This window comes from Streptomyces cacaoi, from assembly GCF_006539165.1.
Classification (GTDB): domain Bacteria; phylum Actinomycetota; class Actinomycetes; order Streptomycetales; family Streptomycetaceae; genus Streptomyces; species Streptomyces cacaoi.
The window spans coordinates 363,357-386,664 of sequence record NZ_BJMM01000007.1; the positions used below are offsets into that span (position 1 = coordinate 363,357).

The 23,308-nt window shown below is 75.1% G+C and carries 16 protein-coding genes and 1 pseudogene; 10 read left to right on the forward strand and 7 right to left on the reverse strand.

Going from position 1 to position 23,308, the window contains the following annotated elements; genetic code table 11:
• The first annotated feature begins 24 nt into the window (after positions 1-24).
• From SCA03_RS10630 to SCA03_RS10640, 3 genes are all read left to right on the forward strand, one after another.
• Entirely contained in the window at positions 25-2,796 is a 2,772-nt protein-coding gene (locus SCA03_RS10630; protein ID WP_371863911.1) for a helicase-associated domain-containing protein, read from the forward strand.
• Between the two features lie 101 nt (positions 2,797-2,897).
• Positions 2,898-3,515, forward strand: a complete 618-nt coding sequence (locus SCA03_RS10635; protein WP_086816202.1) for a Uma2 family endonuclease — start codon at positions 2,898-2,900, stop codon at positions 3,513-3,515.
• Between the two features lie 157 nt (positions 3,516-3,672).
• Positions 3,673-5,457, forward strand: coding sequence for a DNA repair helicase XPB (locus SCA03_RS10640; RefSeq protein ID WP_051847101.1), 1,785 nt, complete (start codon positions 3,673-3,675; stop codon positions 5,455-5,457).
• 153 nt (positions 5,458-5,610) lie between these two features.
• Here the strand turns inward: SCA03_RS10640 and SCA03_RS36055 are convergent, their stop codons facing one another.
• A complete protein-coding gene (locus SCA03_RS36055; protein ID WP_230988575.1) occupies positions 5,611-7,158 on the reverse strand; it encodes an AMP-binding protein in 1,548 nt (515 codons plus the stop codon).
• A 248-nt stretch (positions 7,159-7,406) separates the two neighbouring features.
• On the reverse strand, positions 7,407-7,649 hold the full coding sequence (locus SCA03_RS10650) for a hypothetical protein (RefSeq protein WP_030886535.1): 243 nt from the start codon (positions 7,647-7,649) through the stop codon (positions 7,407-7,409).
• A gap of 857 nt (positions 7,650-8,506) precedes the next feature.
• Here SCA03_RS10650 and SCA03_RS10655 point away from each other — a divergent pair.
• From SCA03_RS10655 to SCA03_RS10665, 3 genes are all read left to right on the forward strand, one after another.
• Positions 8,507-10,909, forward strand: coding sequence for a HelD family protein (locus SCA03_RS10655; protein ID WP_371863912.1), 2,403 nt, complete (start codon positions 8,507-8,509; stop codon positions 10,907-10,909).
• A 38-nt stretch (positions 10,910-10,947) separates the two neighbouring features.
• Complete coding sequence (locus SCA03_RS10660; protein WP_030895267.1) at positions 10,948-11,913, forward strand: serine/threonine dehydratase; 966 nt, start codon at positions 10,948-10,950, stop codon at positions 11,911-11,913.
• 201 nt (positions 11,914-12,114) lie between these two features.
• Positions 12,115-12,942 carry an alpha/beta fold hydrolase gene (locus SCA03_RS10665; RefSeq protein WP_201453745.1) on the forward strand — a complete coding sequence of 276 codons (828 nt, stop codon included), beginning with the start codon at positions 12,115-12,117 and terminating at the stop codon, positions 12,940-12,942.
• A 184-nt stretch (positions 12,943-13,126) separates the two neighbouring features.
• Here SCA03_RS10665 and SCA03_RS10670 read toward each other — a convergent pair whose 3' ends face one another.
• Together SCA03_RS10670 and SCA03_RS10675 are read right to left on the reverse strand one after the other, a co-directional pair.
• The gene (locus SCA03_RS10670) at positions 13,127-13,498 is read right to left on the reverse strand and encodes a hypothetical protein (protein WP_078875496.1); all 372 of its coding nucleotides are present in this window, start codon (positions 13,496-13,498) and stop codon (positions 13,127-13,129) included.
• Between the two features lie 55 nt (positions 13,499-13,553).
• Positions 13,554-14,822: a helix-turn-helix domain-containing protein gene (locus tag SCA03_RS10675; RefSeq protein WP_051856893.1), complete on the reverse strand. Its 1,269-nt coding sequence runs from the start codon at positions 14,820-14,822 to the stop codon at positions 13,554-13,556.
• A gap of 488 nt (positions 14,823-15,310) precedes the next feature.
• Here SCA03_RS10675 and SCA03_RS10685 point away from each other — a divergent pair, with 488 nt between their 5' ends.
• Positions 15,311-16,573, forward strand: a complete 1,263-nt coding sequence (locus tag SCA03_RS10685) for an NsdA family TPR-like regulatory protein (protein ID WP_086815148.1) — start codon at positions 15,311-15,313, stop codon at positions 16,571-16,573.
• Positions 16,574-16,725: 152 nt separating this feature from the next.
• Here the strand turns inward: SCA03_RS10685 and SCA03_RS36060 are convergent, their stop codons facing one another.
• Positions 16,726-17,235: a GNAT family N-acetyltransferase gene (locus tag SCA03_RS36060; protein ID WP_230988587.1), complete on the reverse strand. Its 510-nt coding sequence runs from the start codon at positions 17,233-17,235 to the stop codon at positions 16,726-16,728.
• 507 nt (positions 17,236-17,742) lie between these two features.
• Positions 17,743-18,984 (reverse strand): annotated as a pseudogene (locus tag SCA03_RS36065) (amidohydrolase family protein); the annotation flags it as partial.
• 220 nt (positions 18,985-19,204) lie between these two features.
• Here SCA03_RS36065 and SCA03_RS10695 point away from each other — a divergent pair.
• Entirely contained in the window at positions 19,205-20,155 is a 951-nt protein-coding gene (locus tag SCA03_RS10695) for an Lrp/AsnC family transcriptional regulator (protein WP_230988576.1), read from the forward strand.
• 116 nt (positions 20,156-20,271) lie between these two features.
• Here the strand turns inward: SCA03_RS10695 and SCA03_RS10700 are convergent, their stop codons facing one another.
• The gene (locus tag SCA03_RS10700) at positions 20,272-21,006 is read right to left on the reverse strand and encodes a copper homeostasis protein CutC (protein WP_037852976.1); all 735 of its coding nucleotides are present in this window, start codon (positions 21,004-21,006) and stop codon (positions 20,272-20,274) included.
• A gap of 72 nt (positions 21,007-21,078) precedes the next feature.
• On the opposite strand from SCA03_RS10700, the gene SCA03_RS10705 reads away from it, so the two are divergent.
• Positions 21,079-21,780, forward strand: coding sequence for an HD domain-containing protein (locus SCA03_RS10705; RefSeq protein ID WP_030886502.1), 702 nt, complete (start codon positions 21,079-21,081; stop codon positions 21,778-21,780).
• A gap of 226 nt (positions 21,781-22,006) precedes the next feature.
• Positions 22,007-23,284, forward strand: coding sequence for a Cmx/CmrA family chloramphenicol efflux MFS transporter (locus SCA03_RS10710; RefSeq protein ID WP_086816328.1), 1,278 nt, complete (start codon positions 22,007-22,009; stop codon positions 23,282-23,284).
• The last annotated feature ends 24 nt before the right edge of the window (positions 23,285-23,308 follow it).

The following is a 23,308-nucleotide window of genomic DNA, read 5'->3' on the forward strand; positions in this document are numbered from 1 at the left end:
GGACCGGCCGCTACGGTGGGGAGCGTGAGCAGCGAGCAGAACGGCGACGGCCCAGCCCCCGAGGAGCCAGGACCCGAGGCGCGGCCGGCGCCCCGCACCCTCGCGGAGGACCTGCGCGCACGGGACGACGCCGCCCTCGCCGCACTGCTGCGGGCCCGCCCCGATCTGCTCTCGCCCGTCCCCGGCGATCTGACCCAGCTCGCCACCCGGGCCGGCACCCGCGCCTCCGTCGTCCGCGCCCTGGAGGGCCTCGACCGCTTCACGCTCCAGACGGCCGAGGCCCTCGCCGTCGCACCGCCCCCGGGCGCCGCCGGGCCCACCGTGCGCGAGTCGCTCGCCACGCTGCTGCCGGGCGAGGAGGCGGCCGAGCGGCTGCCCCGCGCGCTGGACGAGCTGCGGGCCCGCGCCCTGGTGTGGGGCGACGGGGACGGCGGCGGCGAGAACCCCCGGCTGGTGCGTACCGCGCGCGAACTGCTCGGTTCGCCCTCGCCGACCGGGCTGGGTCCGCCGCTCGCCGAGGCCGTCGGCACCGCCCGGCTCTCGCCCGCCCGGCTCCAGGAGATCCTCGGCGCCGCCGGGCTGCCCGCCACCCACGACCCGGTGAGCGCCGTCTCCGCGCTGACCTCGCTGTTCACCGACCCGGACCGGATGTCGGCGCTGCTGGACGGCGCGCCGGAGGGCGCGGTGCCGCTGCTGCGCAAGCTGGAGTGGGGCCCGCCGCACGGCACGGTGGACGTGGCCAACCCCTCCCGGCCCGTCGGCTGGCTGCTGGACCGCGCCCTGCTCGTACCGGCGGGCCCCGACGGCGACCGGAGCGAGAGCAGAGGAGAGAGAGCCGACAGGAGCGACAGCGGCGGCGGTACGGCCGCCGCCGGGACGGTCGTCCTCCCCCGCGAGGTGGCGCTGCATCTGCGCGGCGGGCGGGCGCACCGCGAGCCGCAGCCGGTTCCGCCGGCCGTCGCCGAGGAGCGCGTCCACCCGCCGGAGACCGTCGACGCCGCGGCGGCCGGCCAGGCGCTCGCCGCACTCGCCACCGTCGAGGAGCTGCTGGGCCACTGGGAGACCGAACCGCCGCCGGTACTGCGCGCCGGCGGCCTCGGCGTCCGCGATCTGCGGCGTGCCGCCGGACTGCTGGACGTGCCGGAGCAGCAGGCCGCCTTCTGGGCCGAACTCGCGTACGCCGCCGGCCTGGTGGCGTCCGACGGCGAGGTCGACGAGGCGTACGCGCCCACCCCGGCCTACGACGACTGGCTGCGGGCCGCCCCGCCGGAGCGCTGGGCGCTGCTGGCCACCGCCTGGCTCGCCGCGACGCGGGTGGCCGGCCCCGTCGGCGAGCGGGACACCAAGGGCAAGGCGCTCGCCGCGCTCGGCCCCGGCCTCGACCGCGGCCCGGCGCCCGATGTACGCCACCGCACCCTCACCCTGCTCGCCGGCCTCCCGCCGGGCACCCGGCCCGACCGGGCCTCCCTGCACGAACGCCTGCGCTGGGAACGCCCGTTGCAGGCCCACCGCGACCCGCACAGGACCGGCCGCCGCCCCGCCGACGGCACGGACCGCGGCCCCGCCCCGGCGCCCGCCCCGCCGGACACGCCGCCCGCCGCCGAGGAAGCGCCCGTCACCCTGCGGGACCGCCTGGCGCACTGGACGCTGGAGGAGGCGGAACTCCTGGGCGTCACCGGCCGCGGCGCCCTCGCCTCCTTCGCCCGCCCCCTGCTCGGCCCGACCGTCCCCGGCGAGCGCGCTCCCGCGGCCCCCGGCACCGCACCGGCGGCAGCGGCCGGCACACACGGCGGGGCCGCGGAGGCCCTGCGGAACGGCCGGCCCCGGGAGGAACAGGAAGCCGAGGCCGCCGAAGCCGTCGACCGGGCGGCCCGCGCGCTGGCACCCCTCGTCCCCGAACCGCTCACCGAGGTACTGCTCCAGGCCGATCTCACCGCCGTCGCGCCCGGCCCGCTGGAGCGTGAACTGTCCGCGTTCCTCGGCCTCATGGCGGACGTCGAGTCCAAGGGCGGCGCCACCGTCTACCGCTTCACGCCCGAGTCCGTACGCCGCGCGCTCGACGCCGGCCGCTCCGCCGCCGACCTGCACTCCTTCCTCGCCGGCCACTCCCGCACGCCGGTGCCGCAGCCGCTGACGTACCTGATCGACGACGTCGCCCGCCGCCACGGCCGGCTGCGCGTCGGCGCCGCCTCCTCCTATCTGCGGTGCGACGACGACGCCCTGCTCGCCGGGCTGCTCGCCGACCGCCGCGCCGCCCCGCTCCGCCTGCGGATGCTCGCGCCGACCGTGCTCGCCTCGGCCGCACCGCCCGACCAACTCCTCGCCCGGCTGCGCGAGATGGGCTACGCGCCCGCGGCCGAATCCGCCGAGGGCGACGTCCTCCTCGGCCGTCCCGATGTGCGCCGCACCCCGCCCCGCCGTCCGCCGGAGCCGGTGCCCGACCGGCCGCCGCTCCCGGACGCCGCGCTGCTGACCGCCGCCGTACGCGCCATCCGCGCCGGCGACCACGCCGCGACCCTCCCGCACAAGCCCAAGGCTCCGGCCTCCACGCCGCCCGACGGCGGTCTCCCGCGCACCGTCATGGCCGACACCCTCGCCACGATGCAGTCGGCCACCCTGACCGGCACACCCCTGTGGATCGGCTACGTCAACGCGGACGGTGCCGCCTCGCAGCGCGTGATCGCCCCCGTCAAGGTCGAGGGCGGCTTCGTCACCGCGTACGACCACACGGCCGACGAGGTCCGCACCTATCCCCTGCACCGCATCACCGGCGTCGCCGAGATCACGGAGGACTGAGACAGCCGCACGGACCGCCGTGTTCGATGGCTGTCCACCTTTGGGTGAACGTACCGTCGTACGCAGGACTACGGGCCGCATCCCCGTCCACACTCACGCGCATGGGAGCAGTGATGGCCGCAGAAGCCCCGGTACACGCCACCGAGGAGACCTGGGCGTTCCCGCCCGCCGACGGATGGACGTTCGACCAGGTGAAGGATCTTGATCTGCCCTTCGACTGGGAACTCGTGGACGGGAAGATCGTGGTTCGTGGACAAGCAGTCGTTCTGCACAACGAGATGCGGGACGGGATCGTGCATGCCCTTCGGCAGGCCCGCACCAAGCCCTTCAGGGTGCTGGCAGAACAGTGCGTGATGCTGGACGAGCGCAACGTGCGCAAACCGGACATCATCGTCTACGACCCGACGGGCCTGGACCTCAGCCGCGTCGAGTGCGTGCCGGTGAAGAACGTCGCCCTCGCCGTGGAAGTCGTCTCCCCCGGCTCCCGCAGCGACGACCGGATCCTCAAGCCGGCGCTCTTCGCCCAGGCCAAGGTCCCCTACTACTGGCGGGTGGAGCGCACCCGGGAGGACCGCGCCGTCGTCCACGAGTACTGGCTCAACGCCGAGACCCGCAGCTACTTCCCGGCACCCCCGCACCCCGTCCACCGGGAGAAGCTCGCCACGGACCACCCGTACCCCGTCCAGCTCGACCTCACGGAGCTGACCGCGGGCCTGTGACCGCCCCGCCCCGGCCCCGCCTCTTCCCGGAGGCGGGGCCTTCGTCTGGGCCGGGCCGGGCCCGGTCACGCCCGGGGCTCTCTGCGGGCCCCGCGTCTCCCCGGCCCCGTGCGGCACACTGGACGTTTGGCCCATCCGCGACCGGAAGGAGACGCGCGTGAACGGTGGCCCCCTCATCGTGCAGAGCGACAAGACGCTGCTGCTGGAGGTCGATCACGAGCAGGCCGAGGCGTGCCGGCGGGACATCGCCGCCTTCGCCGAGCTGGAGCGGGCTCCCGAGCACATCCACACCTACCGGGTGACACCGCTGGGGCTGTGGAACGCGCGGGCGGCCGGGCACGACGCGGAGCAGGTCGTGGACGCGCTGGTGCGTCACGCGCGGTATCCGGTGCCGCACGCGCTGCTCGTCGACATCGCGGAGACCATGGCGCGCTACGGCCGCCTCACCCTGGTCAAGCACCCGGCGCACGGGCTGGTCCTGGAGAGCAGCGACCGGGCGGTGCTGGAGGAGGTGCTGCGCTCGAAGCGGGTGCAGCCGCTGGTCGGGGAGCGGATCGCCGGGCCGGACGCGGCCGACGGCGGTTCGGTGGTGGTGCATCCCTCGGAGCGCGGCCAGATCAAGCAGGTGCTGCTGAAACTGGGCTGGCCGGCCGAGGACCTCGCCGGGTACGTGGACGGCGAGGCGCACCCGATCCGGCTGGAGGAGCGGGACGCCGAGGGCAACGCGTGGTCGCTGCGGCCGTATCAGGAGCAGGCCGTGGAGGGCTTCTGGCACGGCGGGTCCGGTGTCGTGGTGCTGCCGTGCGGCGCGGGCAAGACTCTGGTCGGGGCCGGGGCGATGGCCAAGGCGCAGGCCACGACGTTGATCCTGGTCACGAACACGGTCTCGGCCCGGCAGTGGAAGCACGAGCTGGTGCGGCGCACCTCGCTGACCGAGGACGAGATCGGCGAGTACAGCGGGACGAAGAAGGAGATCCGGCCCGTCACCATCGCCACGTACCAGGTGATCACGACCAAGCGGAAGGGCGTCTACCCGCATCTGGAGCTGTTCGACTCCCGTGACTGGGGTCTGATCGTCTACGACGAGGTGCATCTGCTGCCCGCGCCGGTGTTCAAGTTCACCGCCGATCTCCAGGCCCGCCGTCGGCTGGGGCTGACGGCGACGCTGGTGCGCGAGGACGGCCGCGAGTCCGATGTGTTCTCGCTGATCGGGCCGAAGCGGTTCGACGCGCCCTGGAAGGAGATCGAGAACCAGGGCTGGATCGCACCGGCCGACTGCGTCGAGGTCCGGGTCAGCCTCACCGACTCCGAGCGGCTGGCGTACGCGACGGCCGAGCCGGAGGAGAAGTACCGGTTCTGCGCGACGACGGACAGCAAGCGGAAGGTCACCGAGGCGCTGGTGCGGCGGCACGCGGGCGAGCAGACGCTGGTGATCGGCCAGTACATCGACCAGCTCGACGAGTTGGGCGAGCATCTGGGCGCCCCCGTCATCAAGGGCGACACCAGCAACGCGCAGCGGGAGAAGCTGTTCGACGCGTTCCGGCAGGGCGAGATCGGCTGCCTGGTCGTCTCGAAGGTCGCCAACTTCTCCGTCGACCTGCCGGAGGCGACCGTCGCCATACAGGTCTCCGGGACGTTCGGTTCGCGGCAGGAGGAGGCGCAGCGGCTCGGCCGGGTGCTGCGGCCCAAGGCCGACGGGCACGAGGCCCGGTTCTACTCGGTCGTGGCGCGCGACACCATCGACCAGGACTTCGCCGCGCACCGTCAGCGGTTCCTCGCCGAGCAGGGGTACGCCTACCGCATCGTCGACTCCGTCGATCTGCTGTCGGGCCGCGATCTGCCGCCGCAGGAGCTGCCGGGCGGGACGCCGGGCGCCGACGACGGCGCGGGGCGGCCGGGGGACGGCACCGGCGCGGGCGAACTGTCGGGCGACGAGGGCTGATCGACCGGCTCCTTTCGGGAGGGGGCGGCGTCTTCCCTGCCGGGGTGGCGTTTCCCTCCCCGGGGCGGCGTCCGTCCCCCTCCCCCGGGGTGGCGTGCCCCTTCCCGGGGTGGTGTCTTCCCGGGTGGTGTCTTCCCGGGGTGCCGACGGTGGTCAGGCGCCCTCGGCCGCGGCCTGGTGGGCGGGGCGGAGGGTGACCCGGCCGTCGGGTGCGATGGTGGCCGTCTCGCCGGTGCGCAGCCAGCCGTCGTGCGCGGGCGCGGGCCCGCCGGTGCAGCGGGCGGTGACCCAGGGGCCGCGCAGCAGCAGTTCGCCGGCGGAACGGCCGTCCCAGGGCAGGGGCGCGAGATCGGGCCCCGTGACGCCGTACTCCACCGGGGCGGGGAAGCGGTAGCCGCCCTCCTCCGCGCGGGCCACACAGGCCGGCGCGAGCACCTCGGGCACACCCCAGGCGCACGCCACCCGCGCCCCCAGGAGCCGGGTCAACACACCGGCCAGCCCGGCCCGTTGGGGTGCCGTGCCGGGGTGCGCGGCGATCACGGCCTCGCGCAGGGAGCTGAGGTCGCGCGGCCGTCCGGCCAGCTCGTCGGCGAGCCCGTGCCACACCGGCGGCTCGGCGACGAGGAGTGTCGGGCGCTCCTGTTCGGCCGCGACCGCCAGCGCCGGGGGCCGGCCGAACGCGCCGGGCAGCAGCAGCGAGGCGCCCGAGGCGAAGGCCGCGTACGGCAGGCCCCACGCGAGCATGTGCGACAGCGGGACGACGGGCAGGACGACGTCCTCCTCCGTCAGGCCGTACGCCTGCGGGGCCTGGGCGTAGAGGGCGTGCAGATACAGCGCGCGGTGGCTGAACGCGACGGCCCGCAACTCCCCACCGCCCGCGCCCGATCGGCCCTGTTCCCGGAGTGCCCGGAGTTCCCGGAGCTCCCGCAATCCCCGGAGTTCCCGCGGCTCTCGCAGTTCCCGCGGCTCCCGCGCCCGGTCCGCCTCGCGTGCCGTCGCCCGCTCTCCCGGCCGCCCCCGGACCTCCGGCTTCTCGGCGCCCCGCTGTTCCGCCGGGGCGCCCGGCGCGGTCGCGGGCCCGATGTGGCACAGCACGGCCGCGTCCCGCTCGTCCGTCGAGGGCCACGGACAGTGGTCGGGGCGGTCGTCGATGAGGGTCTCGTAGTCGTGGACGGTGACGCCGTACTCGGTGCCGCCCGTGACGACGGGGGTGCCGGGGGCCGTCGTGTCCCCGGCGACGACGACGTGTTCGAGGTGTGCGGTCTGCCGCAGCCACGGCAGTGCCGACGCCAGCGAGGGCAGCCCCGTCGCGTCGGTGAGCAGCACCCGCGCCGCGCCGTCGTCGAGCACGGCGGCGAGCAGCGCCGGGTCCCGCGGCGCGGCGAGCGGATCACCGGCCGGGGCGCCCAGCGGGTGCAGCACGGCACCCATGGCGGGCACGGCGAGCTGGGCCTCCAGATGGTCCGCCGTGTTGGCCATGAGCGTGGCGACGGTGTCGCCGGGGCGCACGCCGAGCGCGTCCCGCAGGGCGTTCGCGAGCCGAGTGGCGCGGGTGCCGACGGTGCGGAAGTCGCGGCGGTCGGGCACGGCGCCCCGCGCGGTGCCGCGCCAGGTCGTCACGGTGGAGGTGGCGTGCGCGCGCATCCCGTGGACGAGAAGCCGGGTCAGGGTCAGCGGGGTGTCCTGGGTCGTGCTGCGCACACGCTCTCCTCGGCCTGGTTCGCGCTCGTCGGTCCGGCACGCGCCGTGCGCGCTCCGCGAGGCGGCTCGCTGTGCCGGGGCCGACCGGATGGCACCGGGGCGGCCCCGGCGGCGGGTCACCTACCCCGTCCGGCGCTGCTCAGTACCGCGGCGCGGCACCGCACCGGCCGGTCCCGGCGCCCTCTCGCCCCGCCTTCCCCTCCCGTCACACCGCTGCCGCGGGCGGTCGGGCGGGGCTGCGGGCGGGGCTACGAGCGGGCACCGCGCCGTTCGGTGAGCGTCGCCTCGTCACCGCCCAGGATGACGACGCTGAACGCGGCCGAGCCGAAGGCGCGGACGGCGCGCACCGCGTCGTGCGCGGTGCGGCGCAGCCGGTGCGGGTGCTCCGGCCCGGTGTGGACGGAGGTGGGACGGCGGCGGCCGGTGCGGTGCCGGGCCGGCGCGCAGGTCGCGTGGCCGTGGTGTGCGGTCTGCATCGGTGCGCTGTTCATGGCACAAGCCTCGCCGGACGGCGCCCGCGCGGGCATCAGCCGGACGGTCCGAAAGCCCGCGCCCGCCCTACGACTCAGGTCGCACCCCGTTCCTCCGGCAGGACCGGGGGAGAACCCCACCGGGCTTCCCCGAAAGGATGAACCTCCTGCCTGCCCGTACACCCTCCCCGACCGGACCGCCCCCGTCTTCCCGCTCGGACACCGTGCCGCTCGGACACCGTGCCGCTCGGCCCCGGGCACCCGGACACCCCGACACCCGGCGCCCGGGCGCCCTGGTACCCGCCGGGCCGCACCGCGTCCGCCGCCGGATCCCCCGATACCCGCCGGGCAGGACGTCACCGCACCTCACCGCTGTCCGGACGCGCGGCTCAACCACCGCCCCGAGCGGCCCCGTTGACGAGCCCGTCGCCCCCCCGTCGCCGCCCTCGACGGCACCCGACGGCACCCAACTGTGCACCCGGCTGTGCACCCGACGACGCCGAACAGCTCCGGACAGCTCAGGACAGCGCCCGACAGCCGCAGGCCCGCAGCGGACGGCCCCGCCGGACCCCGCGGCAAAAACCGTTCGACGGTGTGCCGGGCGGAGGCTAGACTCCCCCGCTTGTCCCCCTCGCCGCCGGTGGGCCCGCCCGCCCGGCCCGCGAGGTGCCCGCCGCACGGAAACCGGCCGGGCCTTCCGTTCCGTACCCGTACGACGCGCCGCACGACCGCCGCGTCCCGCGCTCCGCACCGCCGCGCCCCGCGCGGGTGCCGAGACCGCCGCCTGCCGGCCCGGCCCGACCGGGTCTCTTCGGCGTGCCGGTCCGCCCTGGCGCGGGAGCGTCGGCGTGCCCGCACGGCATCCCGGAGGCAGCCAGGTGACCGCCAGATCCCCGCAGGAACCCGAGCACGCGCGGCCCGGGGCGGACGCCCCTCCCGCACCGTCCGGCGCACAGGACCCGCTGGCCCGCGAGCGCGCCCATCTCGCCGCCTCCCGGGCCGCGTTGCGTGCGATGCGCGCCGAGGCGGAGGCGCTGGACATCACCGACGTGGCGGCGAACTGGGTGAACGCCGAGGTGCTCGCCTCCGGCATCGAGGCACGCATCGCCTCGCTGGCCGATCTGGCGCACGCGCCGCTGTTCTTCGGCCGTCTCGACTACGGCACCCGGTCGGCGGCCGCCCCGGACGCCGGGTCCGCCGAGGGCGGGGAGACCGGGAAGGAGGGGGACGACGTCGGGCACCGGTTCTACATCGGCCGCCGGCACGTCCACGACGCGGACGGCGACCCGATGGTCGTCGACTGGCGCGCCCCCGTCTCCCAGCCCTTCTACCGCGCGTCGAAGAAGGACCCGCAGGGCGTGGACCTGCGCCGCCGCTTCGGCTACACCGGCGGCGAACTGACGGCGTACGAGGACGAGCACCTCACCGACGAGACGGAGGCCGAGCGCACCAGCAGCCTCCTCCAGGCGGAGATCGAGCGGCCCCGCGTCGGCCCGATGCGGGACATCGTCGCCACGATCCAGCCGGAACAGGACGAGATCGTCCGCTCCGGTCTGGAGGGCACCGTCTGTGTGCAGGGCGCGCCCGGCACCGGCAAGACGGCCGTCGGCCTGCACCGTGTCGCCTATCTGCTGTACGCGCACCGCGAGCGCCTCACCCGCACCGGCACCCTCGTCGTCGGCCCGAACGCGTCGTTCCTGCGCTACATCGAGCAGGTGCTGCCCGCGCTGGGCGAGCTGGACGCACGCCAGACGACCGTCGAGGGCCTGGTGGCGCGGGACGGCGTCGAGGTGCGCGGCACGGACGACGCCGAGGCGGCGCGGCTGAAGGGCGATGCGCGCATGGCGGAGGTGCTGCGCCGCGCGGTGCGGGCCGGGGTGACGCTGCCGTCCGAGGTGCCGGACGCCGAGCCGCTCGTCGTCGTGCGCGGCTCGCGGCGCTGGCGCGTCCCGGCGTACGAGCTGGACGAGATGGTCGGCGAACTGCTCGGCCGGGACATGCGGTACGGCGCGGCCCGTGAGGCGCTGCCGCAGCGCATCGCGCACGCGGTGCTGGTGCGTATGGAGCGCGCCGGTGAGGCACCGGACGACCGGGTGCAGGACGCGGTGGCACGCAGCGCGCCGGTGAAGGCCCTGGTCAAGAAGGTGTGGCCGGCGGTCGACCCGGCGAAGCTGGTGCTGCGGCTGCTGTCCGACCCGGAGTTCCTCGCCGCGCAGGCCGAAGGCGTCCTCACGCCCGAGGAACAGCGGGCGATCCTGTGGGCGAAGCCGGCGCGGGGCGTGAAGAGCGCGAAGTGGTCGCCGGCCGACGCCGTCCTCGTCGACGAGGCGGCCGACCTCGTGCAGCGCACCGGCTCCCTCGGCCATGTCGTGCTCGACGAGGCGCAGGACCTCTCCCCCATGCAGTACCGCGCGGTGGGCCGCCGCTGCTCGACCGGCTCGGCGACCGTGCTGGGGGACCTCGCGCAGGGCACCACCCCGTGGGCGACGGAGAGCTGGAGCACCGCGCTGTCCCACCTGGGCAAGCCGGAGGCCGTCGTGGAGGAACTGACGGAGGGCTTCCGGGTGCCGCGCGATGTGATCGCCTACGCCTCCCGGCTGCTGCCGGCCATCGCGCCGACGCTGACACCGGCGACGTCCGTCCGCGAGTCCCCCGGCGACTTCGCCGTCCGGCGCACCGACCCGGCGGAGCGGGACACGGCCGTGGTCGACGCCTGCCGCGAGGCCCTGGGCAAGGAGGGCTCCATCGGGCTGATCGCCGCCGGGCCCCGGCTGCCCGCGCTGACGGCCGCGCTGGACGCCGCGGGCCTGCGCGCCCTGTCGCCCGGCGAGGAGACGAGCCAGGACGCCCGGCTCACCCTCGTGCCCGCCGACCTCGCCAAGGGTCTGGAGTACGACCACGTCGTGCTGGACGAGCCGGCCGCACTCGTCGCCGCCGAACCCGACGAACGCACCGGCCTGCGCCGCCTGTACGTGTGTCTGACCCGCGCCGTCTCGGGCCTCACCGTGGTCCACGCCGAACCGCTCCCCGCGCCGCTGACGGGCCAGGGCCAGGGACAGGGACAGGGCCAGGCCCCAGACCAGGAACAGGACCAGGAACAGGAACAGGAACCGGACCAGGAACAGGACACGGCTCCGGATCGGGCCCGGACCGCGACGGCCCCCACCTCGTCACCGGACCGGGCCGCCGCGCAGCCAGGCGCCGGGCGGACGCCGGAGGAGCAGCCGCCGGGTGGGCGTCCGCGAGGAGCCCGGTGCCCGGCGGCTCCCGGCACCCCGTAACGTAGCCGTTTGTCCCTACGCGTCCGAGGAGTTGTGCCGTGCACCATCTGTCATACGGAGAGGTCAAAACCGCCGCCGAACGCATCGACGGCCTGGTCCGCCCCGTCACTGTCGCGCCCGTCCTGGGCCCCGGCACCGGCGCTCCCCGGTCCCCGTACCGCCTGTGGCTGGCACTGGAGTTCCTCCAGCACACGGGCAGCTTCAAGGCGCGCGGCGCACGCAACTTCCTGGCGGCGCACCGCGAGGACGGCTCCCTGCCGGAGACGGGCGTGACGATCGCCTCCGGCGGCAACGCCGGGCTGGCCTGTGCGTGGGCGGCCCGCGAACAGGGCGTTCCGGCCACGGTGTTCCTGCCGGAGAACGCCCCGCGGGTGAAGGTCGCACGGCTGCGCTCGTACGGCGCGGAGGTGCGGCTGACCGGCTCCGAGTACGCCGAAGCCGCCGCGGCCTGCGAGGAGTTCGCACAGTCGACGGGCGCGCTGCGCTCGCACGCCTACGACCACCCGCTGATCGCCGCCGGCGCCGGCACCCTGCTGGAGGAGATCCGGGCCCAGGTGCCCGACCTGGACACCGTCGTCGTCTCCGTGGGCGGCGGCGGCCTGTTCGCGGGCGTGGCCGCCGCCGCGCAGCACCACGGCATCCGCGTGGTCGCCGTCGAACCGGAGAACTGCCGGGCGCTGAACGCCGCCCTGGAGGCGGGCCGCGTCGTCGACGTGCCCGTCGACTCGGTCGCCGCCGACTCCCTCGGTGCCCGCCGGGCGACACCGATGGCGCACGCGGCGGCTGCCCACCGCAACGTGCGCTCGGTCCTCGTCCAGGACTCCGCGGTCGTCGCGGCCCGCGACACCCTGTGGAACGAGCACCGCCTCGCCGTCGAGCACGCCGCCGCCACCGCCATGGCCGGCATCCTCGGCGAGACCGCGCCGTACACCCCGTCCGACGGGGAACGCGTCGCCGTCGTCCTGTGCGGCGCCAACACCGACCCGGGCGACCTCGCCGCCTGACCGCCCCCGTCCACCCCGCCCGCGCCCCCGCACGCGGGCGGGCCCACCGCTGAGCCCCGCAACCCGGGCGCCGCACACGCCAGTTGATCCGGCTGCGGACGCCACACCCCGCCGGGGGTACACGTACCGCGCGGCCCGGCCCCGCGCACCGGCCGCCGTCCGGCAACCCCGCTTGTCGTACCGCTGGCCTAGCCTGGCCGTGTGAAACAGCTCCTGCTCGACAAGCAGAACCCGCACCTCCCGTCCGCACACCTCCGCTGGGCCGACCTGGCCGCCCCGGCCACCGCCGAGGGCCGCCCGGTCCGGGTCTTCCTGCACGGCCTCGGTGCCAGCTCGACGCACGACTACCCGGAGATCGCCACACACCCGGCGCTCACCACGCCCGCCCTGGCCCGCCGCTCGCTCCTCGTCGACCTGCTCGGATTCGGCCACAGCGACCGGCCCGAGGCCCCGGGCGGCAGCGAAGCCGACGACGCGTTCGGCTACAGCCTGGAGGAGCACGCGGCGGCCGTCGCGGCCGTCCTGGACTCCGAGGGCCTGCGCGGCGCCGAGGTGTTCGGCCACTCCCTGGGCGGCGCGGTGGCGCTGACGCTGGCCGACACCCGGCCGGATCTGGTGGGCAGCCTCGTCCTGGGCGAGGCCAACCTCCGTGCGGGCGGCGGCGCATGGAGCGCGAAGGTCGCCGAGTGGCGCGAGGAGGAGTTCGTCCGGCACGGCATGGCGGAGTTCCTGGACGGCGAGTCCGACCCGGCCTACCGCACGACGCTCCGGCTCAGCTCCCCGCGCGCCCTGCACCGCACGGCGGTCGGCCTCGTCCGCGGCACCTCGCCCCAACTGGCCGTTCTGCTCTCCCGGTTCGAGGGGCCCAAGGCGTTCCTCGTCGGCGAGGCGAGCCGCCCGTACGACGAGGAGGAGGACGCCGTCGGCGCGGGCGCCCGCGTCCTCACCGTCCCCCGCTCGGGACACCCCATGCCGAACGACAACCCCGACGGCCTCGCCCGCACCCTCGCCGAGGCGTTCACTCCGTAACGCCCCCTGCCGCCACAGCAGTTCGAACAGTCCGACAACACCGCCCACGGCCGCCGTACGCGGAGAGCCGGCACAACGAAGGGGGAAGGCGCAGTCCCGGTACGCGGCCATGCCCTCCGTACCGGGCAGCGCCAAGAACCGGGGCGGCCCGGCGCAGCACAGCGCCCGGTCCAGGCGGCACCTCTCACCGCACGACCCGACGCCCCCGGCTCTCCGCGATCCGCAACACCCTCTCCAGCGCCCCCGCCGCCGACGTCAACGACAACCGCAACGCCAACGCCCCGGCAGCGGGCTCCCCCAGCACGGCCCGCGCCTCCCCCAACACCCGCTCCGCCTCCACCACCTGCCGCGCCTCCACCCGATCCGCGAACAACCCCACAACCCCCGGCTCGCCCTCCTCCGCCCGCAGATAACACGGCTTCCCTGACTCACTCAGCCACGGGAGCAGCCGGAGTCCGCCGTCGGCACGGCATGCTGCGTCCGCCCGTTCCACCCCGTCTTCGTCGTATGTGTGAGCGCGGCGCTGCCGGCCGCCGGTCTCTGCACGGTCGTCCATGCGCCGACCGTACGAAGACGACGAGCGCGCCAGGGGCACAGTTCGTGCCCAGGTGTCAGGCGCTCAACATGCCGATCCGCTGGGCCAGTTCGCAGGCACGCCGGCGTCGCCCGGCGCTCTTGACCTCGGATTCCTCCAACAGGATGCGGCGTGCGTAGCCGTTGTAGCGGATCGTCTCCGGCGCCGCCTCCCAGGCGCCGTGCAGCGCGCTCAGTGCCTCGTCGGGCCGTCCGGCCAGCTGGAAGCCGCGCGCGGCCTCGATCCGGTGCCGTGCGCGCCGGGGACGGGACGGGATACGGGTGGCATCCGCTGCGGCGGCCTGCCGGGCGCTCTCCCCGCCCGCGTGCAGCTCCACGGCGACCGTCACGGCGTGCGCCCCCATGACGGCACGGGAGAACGAGGTCACGGGGTGGAAGGAATCGGCAGGCAGCCGTCGGGCCACGGCTCCGGCCGCGTCCCAGTGCCGCCAGGCGTCCCCCTTGTCGCCCCGACGGGCAGCGGTGTAGGCGGCCTCGAACCGGAGCGCCCCGGCCATGGCCAGCACCTCGGTACCACCGTCCGGCAGATGTGGTTCCAGATAGCGGAGCGCCGCCCGGGTCACCGCGTCCGCGGCATCGAAGTGCGCGTGTCCGCTGTCGCGATGCGCCTGCGCGCTCAGCCACGCCGCGACGGCGACCGCATGCGGGTCACCCGATTCATGAGCGGCGACCGTGCAGCGTTCCACGGCTCTCCACAACAGCGCGGCATCCGGCTGGTAGGCGAGGAAGAACTGCGCGAGGCCGTACACCTGCGCCAGCACCGCCTGCGCCGCCCGGCGTTCGGCCGGGCTCTCCGCCTGGCCCGCCGCGCGCCGCGCGTCCTCGATCAGGGACGGCAGCAGCGCGCCGACGGCGTCCCGGTGATGCGGCGACGCGTGCCGCACGGCCCAGGCGCGCCGCAGCCGGTCACGCAGTTCCTCCACAGCGGGCGCTGCCCCCGGGCCGTCTTCGGGAAACGCGTCCATGGCGGCCCGCACCGCCGGGAGTTTCGGATGACCGGGCCCGGTGAACAGCACCGCACCGGCGGCCGGATCACCGGTGAGTTCGGCGAGATCCGCCACCCGGAGCACCTCGGCGATCCGCAGCAGCATCGGCAGCTTGGGCATCTGGAGCCGACCGCGCTCCACCTGCTTGACCCAGCTGTCGGACCGCCCCAGCAGCCCGGCCAGCACCTCACGGGTCATCCCCCGGCGGGTCCGCAGGATCCTCAGCCGCTCACCGAAGGCGATGGCCTCCCCACCCGGTCCCCCGGCCCCGTGCTTCGCTCCCCGCTCCACCGACGCCATGGAAAGCCCCTTCCCGCCACTCGCGGCAGCTTCCGGCCCGGCACCCGGCGGCACCGGCAACCCGCCACCAGGGTACGGACGCGCGCAGCACGAACGCGCACGAACCTGCCCAGCAGCACCGTCAGTTGACAGCCGGCGGCGAGCGCGCACATGTTGCGCAGGCACAGTTCGGTCTGCCGCCGGGACTCCTCGGGCTCACCGAGCAGGCCGACCCGGCCGTGGACGACCATGCAGGAGAGGCCGTCACCGCTGATGTGCGCCGCGCGCGGCGACCATCGGCGCGACCGTGGACTTTCCCGCGCCCGGCACCCGCTCCGCCCGCAGACAGCCACGGGAGCAGCCGGAGGTTCTCGTCTGCCGGGCCGTGGTCCTGGTCGTTCATCGGTGCCTCCGTACAGTGCGTCGTCCGCTCGGTGCGTCAACACCCTTGTGGGAAGCGGTGGTTGTTCCCATCGGCGGTTGGTATAGGAGCGTCCTATATTGGGTGCATGGGAGACCCGCACCCTGGTCTGTGGACGCACCCCCGGCTCGTGGCGGCGCTGGCGACCGAGGACTGGGGAGCCGTTTTCCGGGCGTACCGGGGGCTCACGGGCCTGAGCCAGACGCGGCTCGGGGCGCTGGTCGGGCTGGCACAGCCCGATGTGTCGGAGGTGGAGCGGGGGCACCGCCGGGTGACGTCGGCGGAGGTGCGGGACCGGATCGTCAGCGGGCTGGGGGTTCCGGAGCGGGTGCGTCCGGGGGCGGCGTCGCCGCCGCTCCTTCCGGTGCCGGGCCTGGCGCCGGACAGCGAGCAGAGCGACGACGGCTTTCCTGACGGCGATCTCCTGGAGCGGATCACCGGCGTCGTGGACGGTTCCCGCCGGGCGGACGGTCCCACCCTGGACTGGCTGGAGAAGCTGCTGGCCGAGCACCGGCGGGCCGAGGACTTCATCGGGGCCCGGCCGCTCGTGGCAGTGATGCGCGAACAGTTGCGCACGGTGGTGGGGCTGTACGGAGGGACACGCGGCAGCCTGGCCGAACGGGTCGTGCGCCTGGCGGCCGAGCACGCGCAGTTCCTCGCGTGGATGGCGCAGGACCAGGGCGCCACGGCGCGTGCCCTGGCCTGGTACGACCGGTCCCACGAGTGGGCGCTGGAGGCGGGGGACGCGGACATGGCGGCGACGACGCTGAGCATGAAGGCGCATCTGGCCTGGTCGAAGGGGCGTGCCGAGCGGTGTGTGCGGCTCGCCGAGGCGGCACGCTCTTCCGCGCCCGAAGCCTCCTCGGCGGTGCGGGGCATGGCGGCGCAGATGGCCGGCCGGGGACATGCGCTGGCCGGCACGTCCGACGCCGCGCACCGGCTGCTGGACGAGGCGCAGCTGCTGGTCGGCCGTGCCGCCGAGCGTCCCGAGGACAACCCGCCGTGGCTGTACTTCTACGACGAGACGTGGTTCACCCTGCAACGCGGGATGGCGGCCCTGCACCTGCGGGACTGGTCGTCGGCCGCCGAGCGGCTGACGGCGGGGCTGGACGCCCTGGACACCTCGTACCGCAGGGACCGCGCCTGGTATGCCGCGTGCCTCGCGCACGCGCACGCGGGCGCCGGGGATGCCGACCGGGCGCTGTCCGTCGCACGGGCCACGGTGCCGGACGCCGCCGAGGTCGGACGGCCGCACGCGTGGGGCGAGTTGCACGCCGCAGCCGCGGTGCTGCGCCGCGGCGGCGCGCCGGAGAGCGGCCGGTTGGTCGAACTGCTGCGGGCGTACGACTGACCCGCCACGGCCGGGCCACCCGCGCTCAGGCCGCGCCGCTCCCCGGGTGAACCGAACGATCCGGGCGGCGGTCTCCCGCGGGGTCTCGGTCCCCGGTGCGCGGCGCGGGGAAGAACGGGCGGTTCACGGAGGCGCCGAGGTGTTCCGGTGTGTCACACGCCGAAGGCCGCGGGGTAGGCGATGGTGCCGGAAGGGACGGGGCGCGACGGGTCGAGGGACAGCGCCATCAGGGCCTCGTCCGGCGCCTCGAAGGGTGCGCGGATCCCGAACCGGGAGGCGGGCACGAAGCCGAACCGGGGGTAGTAGTCGGGGTGCCCGAGGACGACGACGAGATTTTCCCCGAGGCCCCGGGCCGCGTCCAAAGCCGCACGGATCGCGGCCGAACCGGCGCCCGTCCTCTGGGCCGAGGGCAGCACCGCGCACGGAGCCAGCGCGAGGGCGGGCGCCCCGCCCACATGGCAGCGGGTGAGGAGCGCGTGCCCGGCCGGCACCCCGTCATCGCCGACGGCCACCATCGACAGACCCTCGATCCAGGCCCCGGGGTCGGCGCGCAGCGCATCGACGAGACCGGCCTCCTCCGCGGTGGGGAATGCGGCGAGAACGATGTCCCGGAGCACGGGGATGTCCTCGGCGGTCTCGGGGCGAGTGGTCCAGGTGGCCATCTGAGGTCCGTTCTCGGCCGGGGCCCGGGGCGTGCGCGGGAGGGGCGCCCGGCGGGTGGCGTCGGGTGGGCAGGAGGGACGGAGCGGCCCCGGCCGCCGCCCGCCCCACCGTGGTGACGTCCGGGCCTGCCGCCGGGTTCCCGGGCGCGGGCGGCCGTGCTCGTACGAGGCGGCGGGGATGTAGCGCACGCCCGCCCGGGCCGCTGAACGGCTGACTCCGACCGGCACGGCCTGCGCCGGGAGCCGGTGTCCCGGGCCCGTACGCGCCGACTCCCGGCAGGCGCTGCGGACCCGCCCCGATGTGATGCTGCTGCCCGCGGTGTTCGCGGAGATCGCGGAGATCGCGGAGATCGCGGAGGGCGCACTCGCGGAGGGGAGGCGCCGGGTGGGAGACCGGTAGCGGCCCGCGCGCCACCGCGCACGACGTCCGTGGGACGAGGGCCTTGTCAGCCGCTTGTGCGGAGGCGGCGGGCGAAGGTCGGCGTCGGCCAGGAGGCGGGAACTGTCGTCGACGGGGTTCCCCGCGCGGACGTGGTCGCGGCCGGCGACGACGACGGAGTCGATGTGGGCGCGGTCCATCTGGAGTACGACGGTGCTGTACGGGTCGTGGACGGGGGCGACGTCGGGCCGGTCCGCGCGCAGGACGACCAGGTCGGCCTGTTTGCCGGGGGTCAGCGAGCCGGTGCGGTCGTCGAGGCCGAGGGAGCGGGCGCCGTCGAGGGTGGCCATCCGTAGCACGTCGCGCACGGTGATACCGGTGGGGTTGTCGCTGATGGGGTCGTCGAGGGCGAGCATGGCGGGGTGTTGGGCGTGGCGGCCGGCCTGGTAGGCGGCGCGCAGCTGGGTGAACATGTCGCCGGCGACGGTGACTTCGACGTTCACGCTGAGGCTGACCAGCAGGTCGCGCCTGGCCAGCGCGGGAGCGATCATCGGATACCCGTGCCCCATGATCATTTCGATGGCGGGTGAGACGGAGACACTGCTTCCGCTGTCGGCGATGACGGCCAGTTCCTCGGCGCTGAGGCCGTTGGCGTGGATGAAGGTGGTTCCCGGTCGGATGGCTCCGAGTTCGCGCAGGTGGGCGGCGCTCTGGCGGGAGGAGAAGTGCCGGGAGACCGGCACGTCGAGCTCGCGGGCGAGGGCGACGTTGGCCAGCTCCTCCTCGTCGCTGCCGCCCTCCGCCACCAGGGCCATGGTCACCAGCGCGTGCGGATCGCCGAGCAGTTCGCCGCGCACGCGGCGCACGTCCTCGGGCAGGACGGTCCCCTCGGCGCTGATCTTGGGGAAGCTCTTGCCGTAGGCGAAGACGGCGCGTATTCCGGACTCCGTGAGGGCGGTGACCAGGGCATCGCTGTGGCCGGGCGTGTCCTGGATATTGGAGATGTCCTGGATCGTCGTGACACCGGACGCCAGCGCGGCACGGGCGCTGAGCAGGTTCCCGACGTACAGCTGATGCGGCGTCATGGCGGGCCCGTGGTCGCCGAGGATGTCGTCCATGTACTGCGGGAAGGTGTGGGCGGGGGCGATGCCGCGCAGGATGCCCTGCCACATGTGGCGGTGGGTGTCCACGAAGCCGGGGATGAGGATGCGGCCGCGCGCGTCGATGGTCTCGGCGCCGTCCGGAGCCCGGAGCGCGGTGCCGACACCGGCGATGCGGTCGCCGTCGATCAGCAGGTCGCCGTCGTCGAAGTCGCCCAGCGCCGGGTCCATGGTGAGGATGCGGGCATTGCGGTACAGGCGGGCAGTCACGTTCGCTCCTCAGGGGTGGTTCGCGCGGGGGTTTGTGCGGTCGGGGCGTGCGCGGTCGCCTTCGTGCGTACGGCCGGGGTGTGCGGGCGGCACGCTTCGGCCGCACCATCGCCGGGCGCCGGCGGCATCCACTGTGCGGCCGCATACGGGCGCCCCTCCAGCCACGGCGTGGCTGGAGGGAGGATGAGACATCACCAGCGCTTGAGAGACGATAGGAACCGTGACCGACGAGCTGGACAGAAAAATCATCCATGCCGTGCAGATCGACGGCCGGGCGTCGTTCCGCGCGATCGGCCAGGTCGTCGGGGCCTCACCGCAGACGGTCGCGCGGCGTTACGCGCGCCTGCGCACCACGGCGTCGCTGCGGGTGCTCGGCCGCACCCAGCCGTACGCGCTGGGCGACGAGGAATGGTTCCTGCGCGTGCGCTGCGCGCCCGACGCCACGGAGCAGGTCGCGCACGCCCTGGCCCGCCACGAGGAGACGGTCTGGGTGCACTCCACCTCCGGCAGCACCGAGATCGTCTGCACGACCCGCAACCCGGAGGGGAGCGAACCCCTCCTGCTGCGGAATCTGCCGAAGACCCCGCGCGTCATCTCCATGACGGCCCACTGCCTGCTCCACCAGTACTACGGCGGCCCGCAGAACCCCGTCGACAAGCTCCGGCCCCTCTCCCCCGAGCAGATCGCCGCGCTGACCGTGCCCAGCCTGCCGCCCCGGCCGACCGCCCTCTCCGACACCGACCGCGCCGTCCTTCGCGTCCTGTACGGCGACGGGCGCGCGAGCAATCAGGAACTCGCCGCCGCGGCGGGCTGTTCGCAGTCCACCGCGCAGCGCCGCGTCGCCGAGCTCCGGCACTCCGGTGTGCTCTACTTCGACGTCGACTACGACCCTCGGGTGCTCGAACTCTCTCGCCTGGCCATGCTGTGGGCCACGGTCGCACCGGCCCACCTCGACGCGGCCGGGCGGGCGCTCGCCCAGCACGACGAGGTGTCCTTCGCGGCTTCCACGACCGGCCCCACCAACCTCTACGCGGCCATCACCTGCCACGACAACCGCGCGCTGCACACCTATCTCACCGGCCCCGTCGCCGCCCTCCCCGGCCTCACCCACGTCGAAAGCGCCCCCGTCACCCGCACCCTCAAACGCGCCGGCCTCCTCTCCGGCGCATGACCGCGTCCCGGGTGGGCGGCCGTCGCCACGGGCACGGGCTGCCACCGCGGGTACGGGACGGAGCGCGTGCGCCCGTAGGCCCGTAGGCCCGTACTCCGGAGGCTTGCTCGACGCGCCTACGCGCCCCTTCCGGCCCCTTCGGCGGAGGGGGTGCCGTCCAGGGCCTCGCGCCAGCGGCGTACGGCGGCCGGGTCGACGGGTGCGTCCCAGCCGTGCGGGCGGGCGGCGCCGCCGATGTGGAAGGCGTCGACGCCGGCCGCGCGCAGCCCGGGCAGATGCTCCAGCCGGAGCCCGCCGCCGACCAGCAGCTGTGCCGCGTAGCCGGGTTCGCGGTCGCGGGTGCGGGCGGCCTCGGTGAGCAGCACGTCGTAGCCGTCGGGAACGCCGTCGGCGGAGCCGGCCGTCAGATAGGTGTCCAGGCCGGGCACATCGGCCAGTTGACGGCGCAGCGCGTCGCGGTCGGCCGCGTGGTCGAGGGCGCGGTGGAAGGTCCAGCGGCAGCCGGCGACGACGGAGGCGAGCGTCGTCACGGCGTGGGTGTCGGCCTGGCCGCCGGAGTCGAGGAACCCGAGGACGAACTCGTCGGCCCCCTCGGCGCGCAGTTCACGCGCCGTCTCGCACAGGGTGTCCAGCCCGGCCTCGCCGCCGGCCAGGAAGCCCCGGCGGAGCCGCAGCATGACCCGGAGCGGGATGTCGACACGCTCGCGGATGTCGGCGAAGGTCTCCCGCGCGGGGCTGAGCCCGTCCGAGGCCATGTCGCTGATCACCTCAAGGCGGTCGGCGCCTCCTGCCTGTGCCGCGGCCGCGTCCTGCGCGCTGAGCGCGATCACCTCGAGAATTGGTCTAGACATATAGCACAGACTGCCACACCCCGGTGACCTTGAGGAAGACGCCCACCGCGCGGGGCGCCGACAATTGTGCCCATGCCCACCTCGGAGCCGAACCACCAGGACCTGGCGGACCGCTGGTACGCACTGCTGACCGCGGCGCGGGACGGCGCGGACGGGCCCGACCCCGCGCCGTACGGCGAGAACCTGCTCGCCCGCTGGGCCGAACCGCACCGCCGCTACCACTCCACCGCTCATCTGCGTGCCGTACTCGACCGCACCGACGAACTCCTCGCCCAGCCCGGCGAACCGGGCACCGGGGAGCACCCACGAACGGTCGCCGGGGCGGTCGACGCGTCCGCCGTCCGGCTCGCCGCCTGGTTCCACGACGCCGTGTACCGGCCCGACCGCAGCGAGAACGAGGAGCGCAGCGCCCGCCTCGCCGAGCGGGCCCTGCCCGAGGCGGGCGTCGGGCAGGCCCGCACCGCCGAGGTCGCCCGGCTGGTGCGGCTCACCGTCACCCACGACCCGGCGCCCGGCGACCTGGCGGGCGCCGTGCTGTGCGACGCCGATCTCGCCGTGCTCGCCGGCTCACCCGAGGCGTACGCCCACTACGCCGCCGAGGTGAGGCAGGAGTACGCCTTCGTCCCGGACGACGCCTTCCGTGCGGGCCGCGCCGATGTACTGCGCCAACTCCTCGCCCTGCCCTCGCTGTTCCGCACGCCGTACGCCCGGGACCGGTGGGAGAGCCGGGCCCGGCACAACCTGCGGACGGAGCTGGAGCTGCTCGGCGCGTGAACGGGCGCACCCCGGCGTGCGTTCCCGAAGCGACCTCCCCCGCGGGGTGCGCGCGGGGGACCCGTGCGTGCGGGGAGCGGCATACGGGGCGCAGCGGGGTGGGGTGGAGCCGGGCGGAGCCGGGTGGGGCGCGTCGTGCCGACCGCGCGCCGGCGTGATCCGCCGCACACCTGAACGCCTCGTCGGACAGGAATGCGGACGCGGTCCGGGGCGGTTGGTGGGTGACATGCCTGCCGATCCGCTGTCGACCGACAAGCCACGTCCCACCCGTATCCCGCTCGCCGTCTACGTCCTCGGCCTGTCCGTTTTCGCGCTGGGCACGTCCGAGTTCATGCTGTCCGGCATCCTCCAACCGCTCGCGCGTGATCTGCACGTCTCGATCCCGAAGGCCGGGCTGCTGGTCTCCGCCTTCGCGGTCGGCATGGTCGTCGGCGCACCGGCGCTCGCCGCGGCGACGCTGAAGCTCCCCCGCCGCACGACGCTCATCTCGCTGCTGGCGGCCTTCATGCTCGGCCAGGTGGCGGGCGCGATGGCCTCGACGTACGAGGTGCTGTTCGTCTCCCGTGTGGTCAGCGCGCTCGCCTGCGCCGGGTTCTGGGCCGTGGGCGCCGCGGTCGCCGTCTCGCTGGTGCCGCAGAACGCCCGGGCCCGCGCCATGGCGATCATGGTGGGCGGGCTGAGCGTCGCCAACATCGCGGGGGTACCCGCCGGTTCGTTCCTCGGCCAGCAGGCGGGCTGGCGCTCGGCGTTCTGGGCGGTGGCCGTGCTCGCCGCGATCGGCCTGATCGGCGTGGTGGCGCTCGTGCCGCACACCGAGGTGCCCACCGGCGCCGATGCCCCCAACCTCCGCCGCGAGCTGCGCATATACCGCGACAAGCAGGTGTGGCTCGCCCTGGTGACGATCGCGCTGAACGCGGGCGCCGTCTTCGCTCTCTTCTCCTACCTCGCCCCGCTGCTGACGGATGTCGCCGGGCTGCCGGAGAGCCAGGTGCCCACGGTGCTGGGCCTGTTCGGCGTCGGCGGGCTGGTGGGCACGGCGATCGGCGGACGCGTCGCCGACGCGCACCTGTTCGGCACGATGTACGGCGGCATCGCCGCCTCCACCGTCGTCCTCACCCTGCTCGCCTTCCTCGCCGAGTACCGGGTGGCGGCCATCGCGCTCGCGCTGATGCTCGGCGTCACGGCGTTCACCACGGCGCCCGCGCTCAACGCCCGTATGTTCAACGTCGCGAGCGCCGCGCCGACCCTGGCCGGTGCCACGACGACCGCCTCCTTCAACATCGGCAACACCGTCGGCCCCTGGCTGGGCGGCCTGGCGATCAGCGCGCACTGGGGGTATCAGGCGGTGGCCTGGGTCGGCGCGGCGATGGCCGCACTCGGCGTGCTGACCACGGTCATAGCCTCCCGCGTCCATCAGCGCTCCCGCATCGTCGCCTCCTCCGCGCACACCCCGCGCCCGGCGGACCCGGCGCCGGCCCACGACGCCCAGCGGACGGAGGTCTGACCCGGACAGCAGCCGGTGGACAGC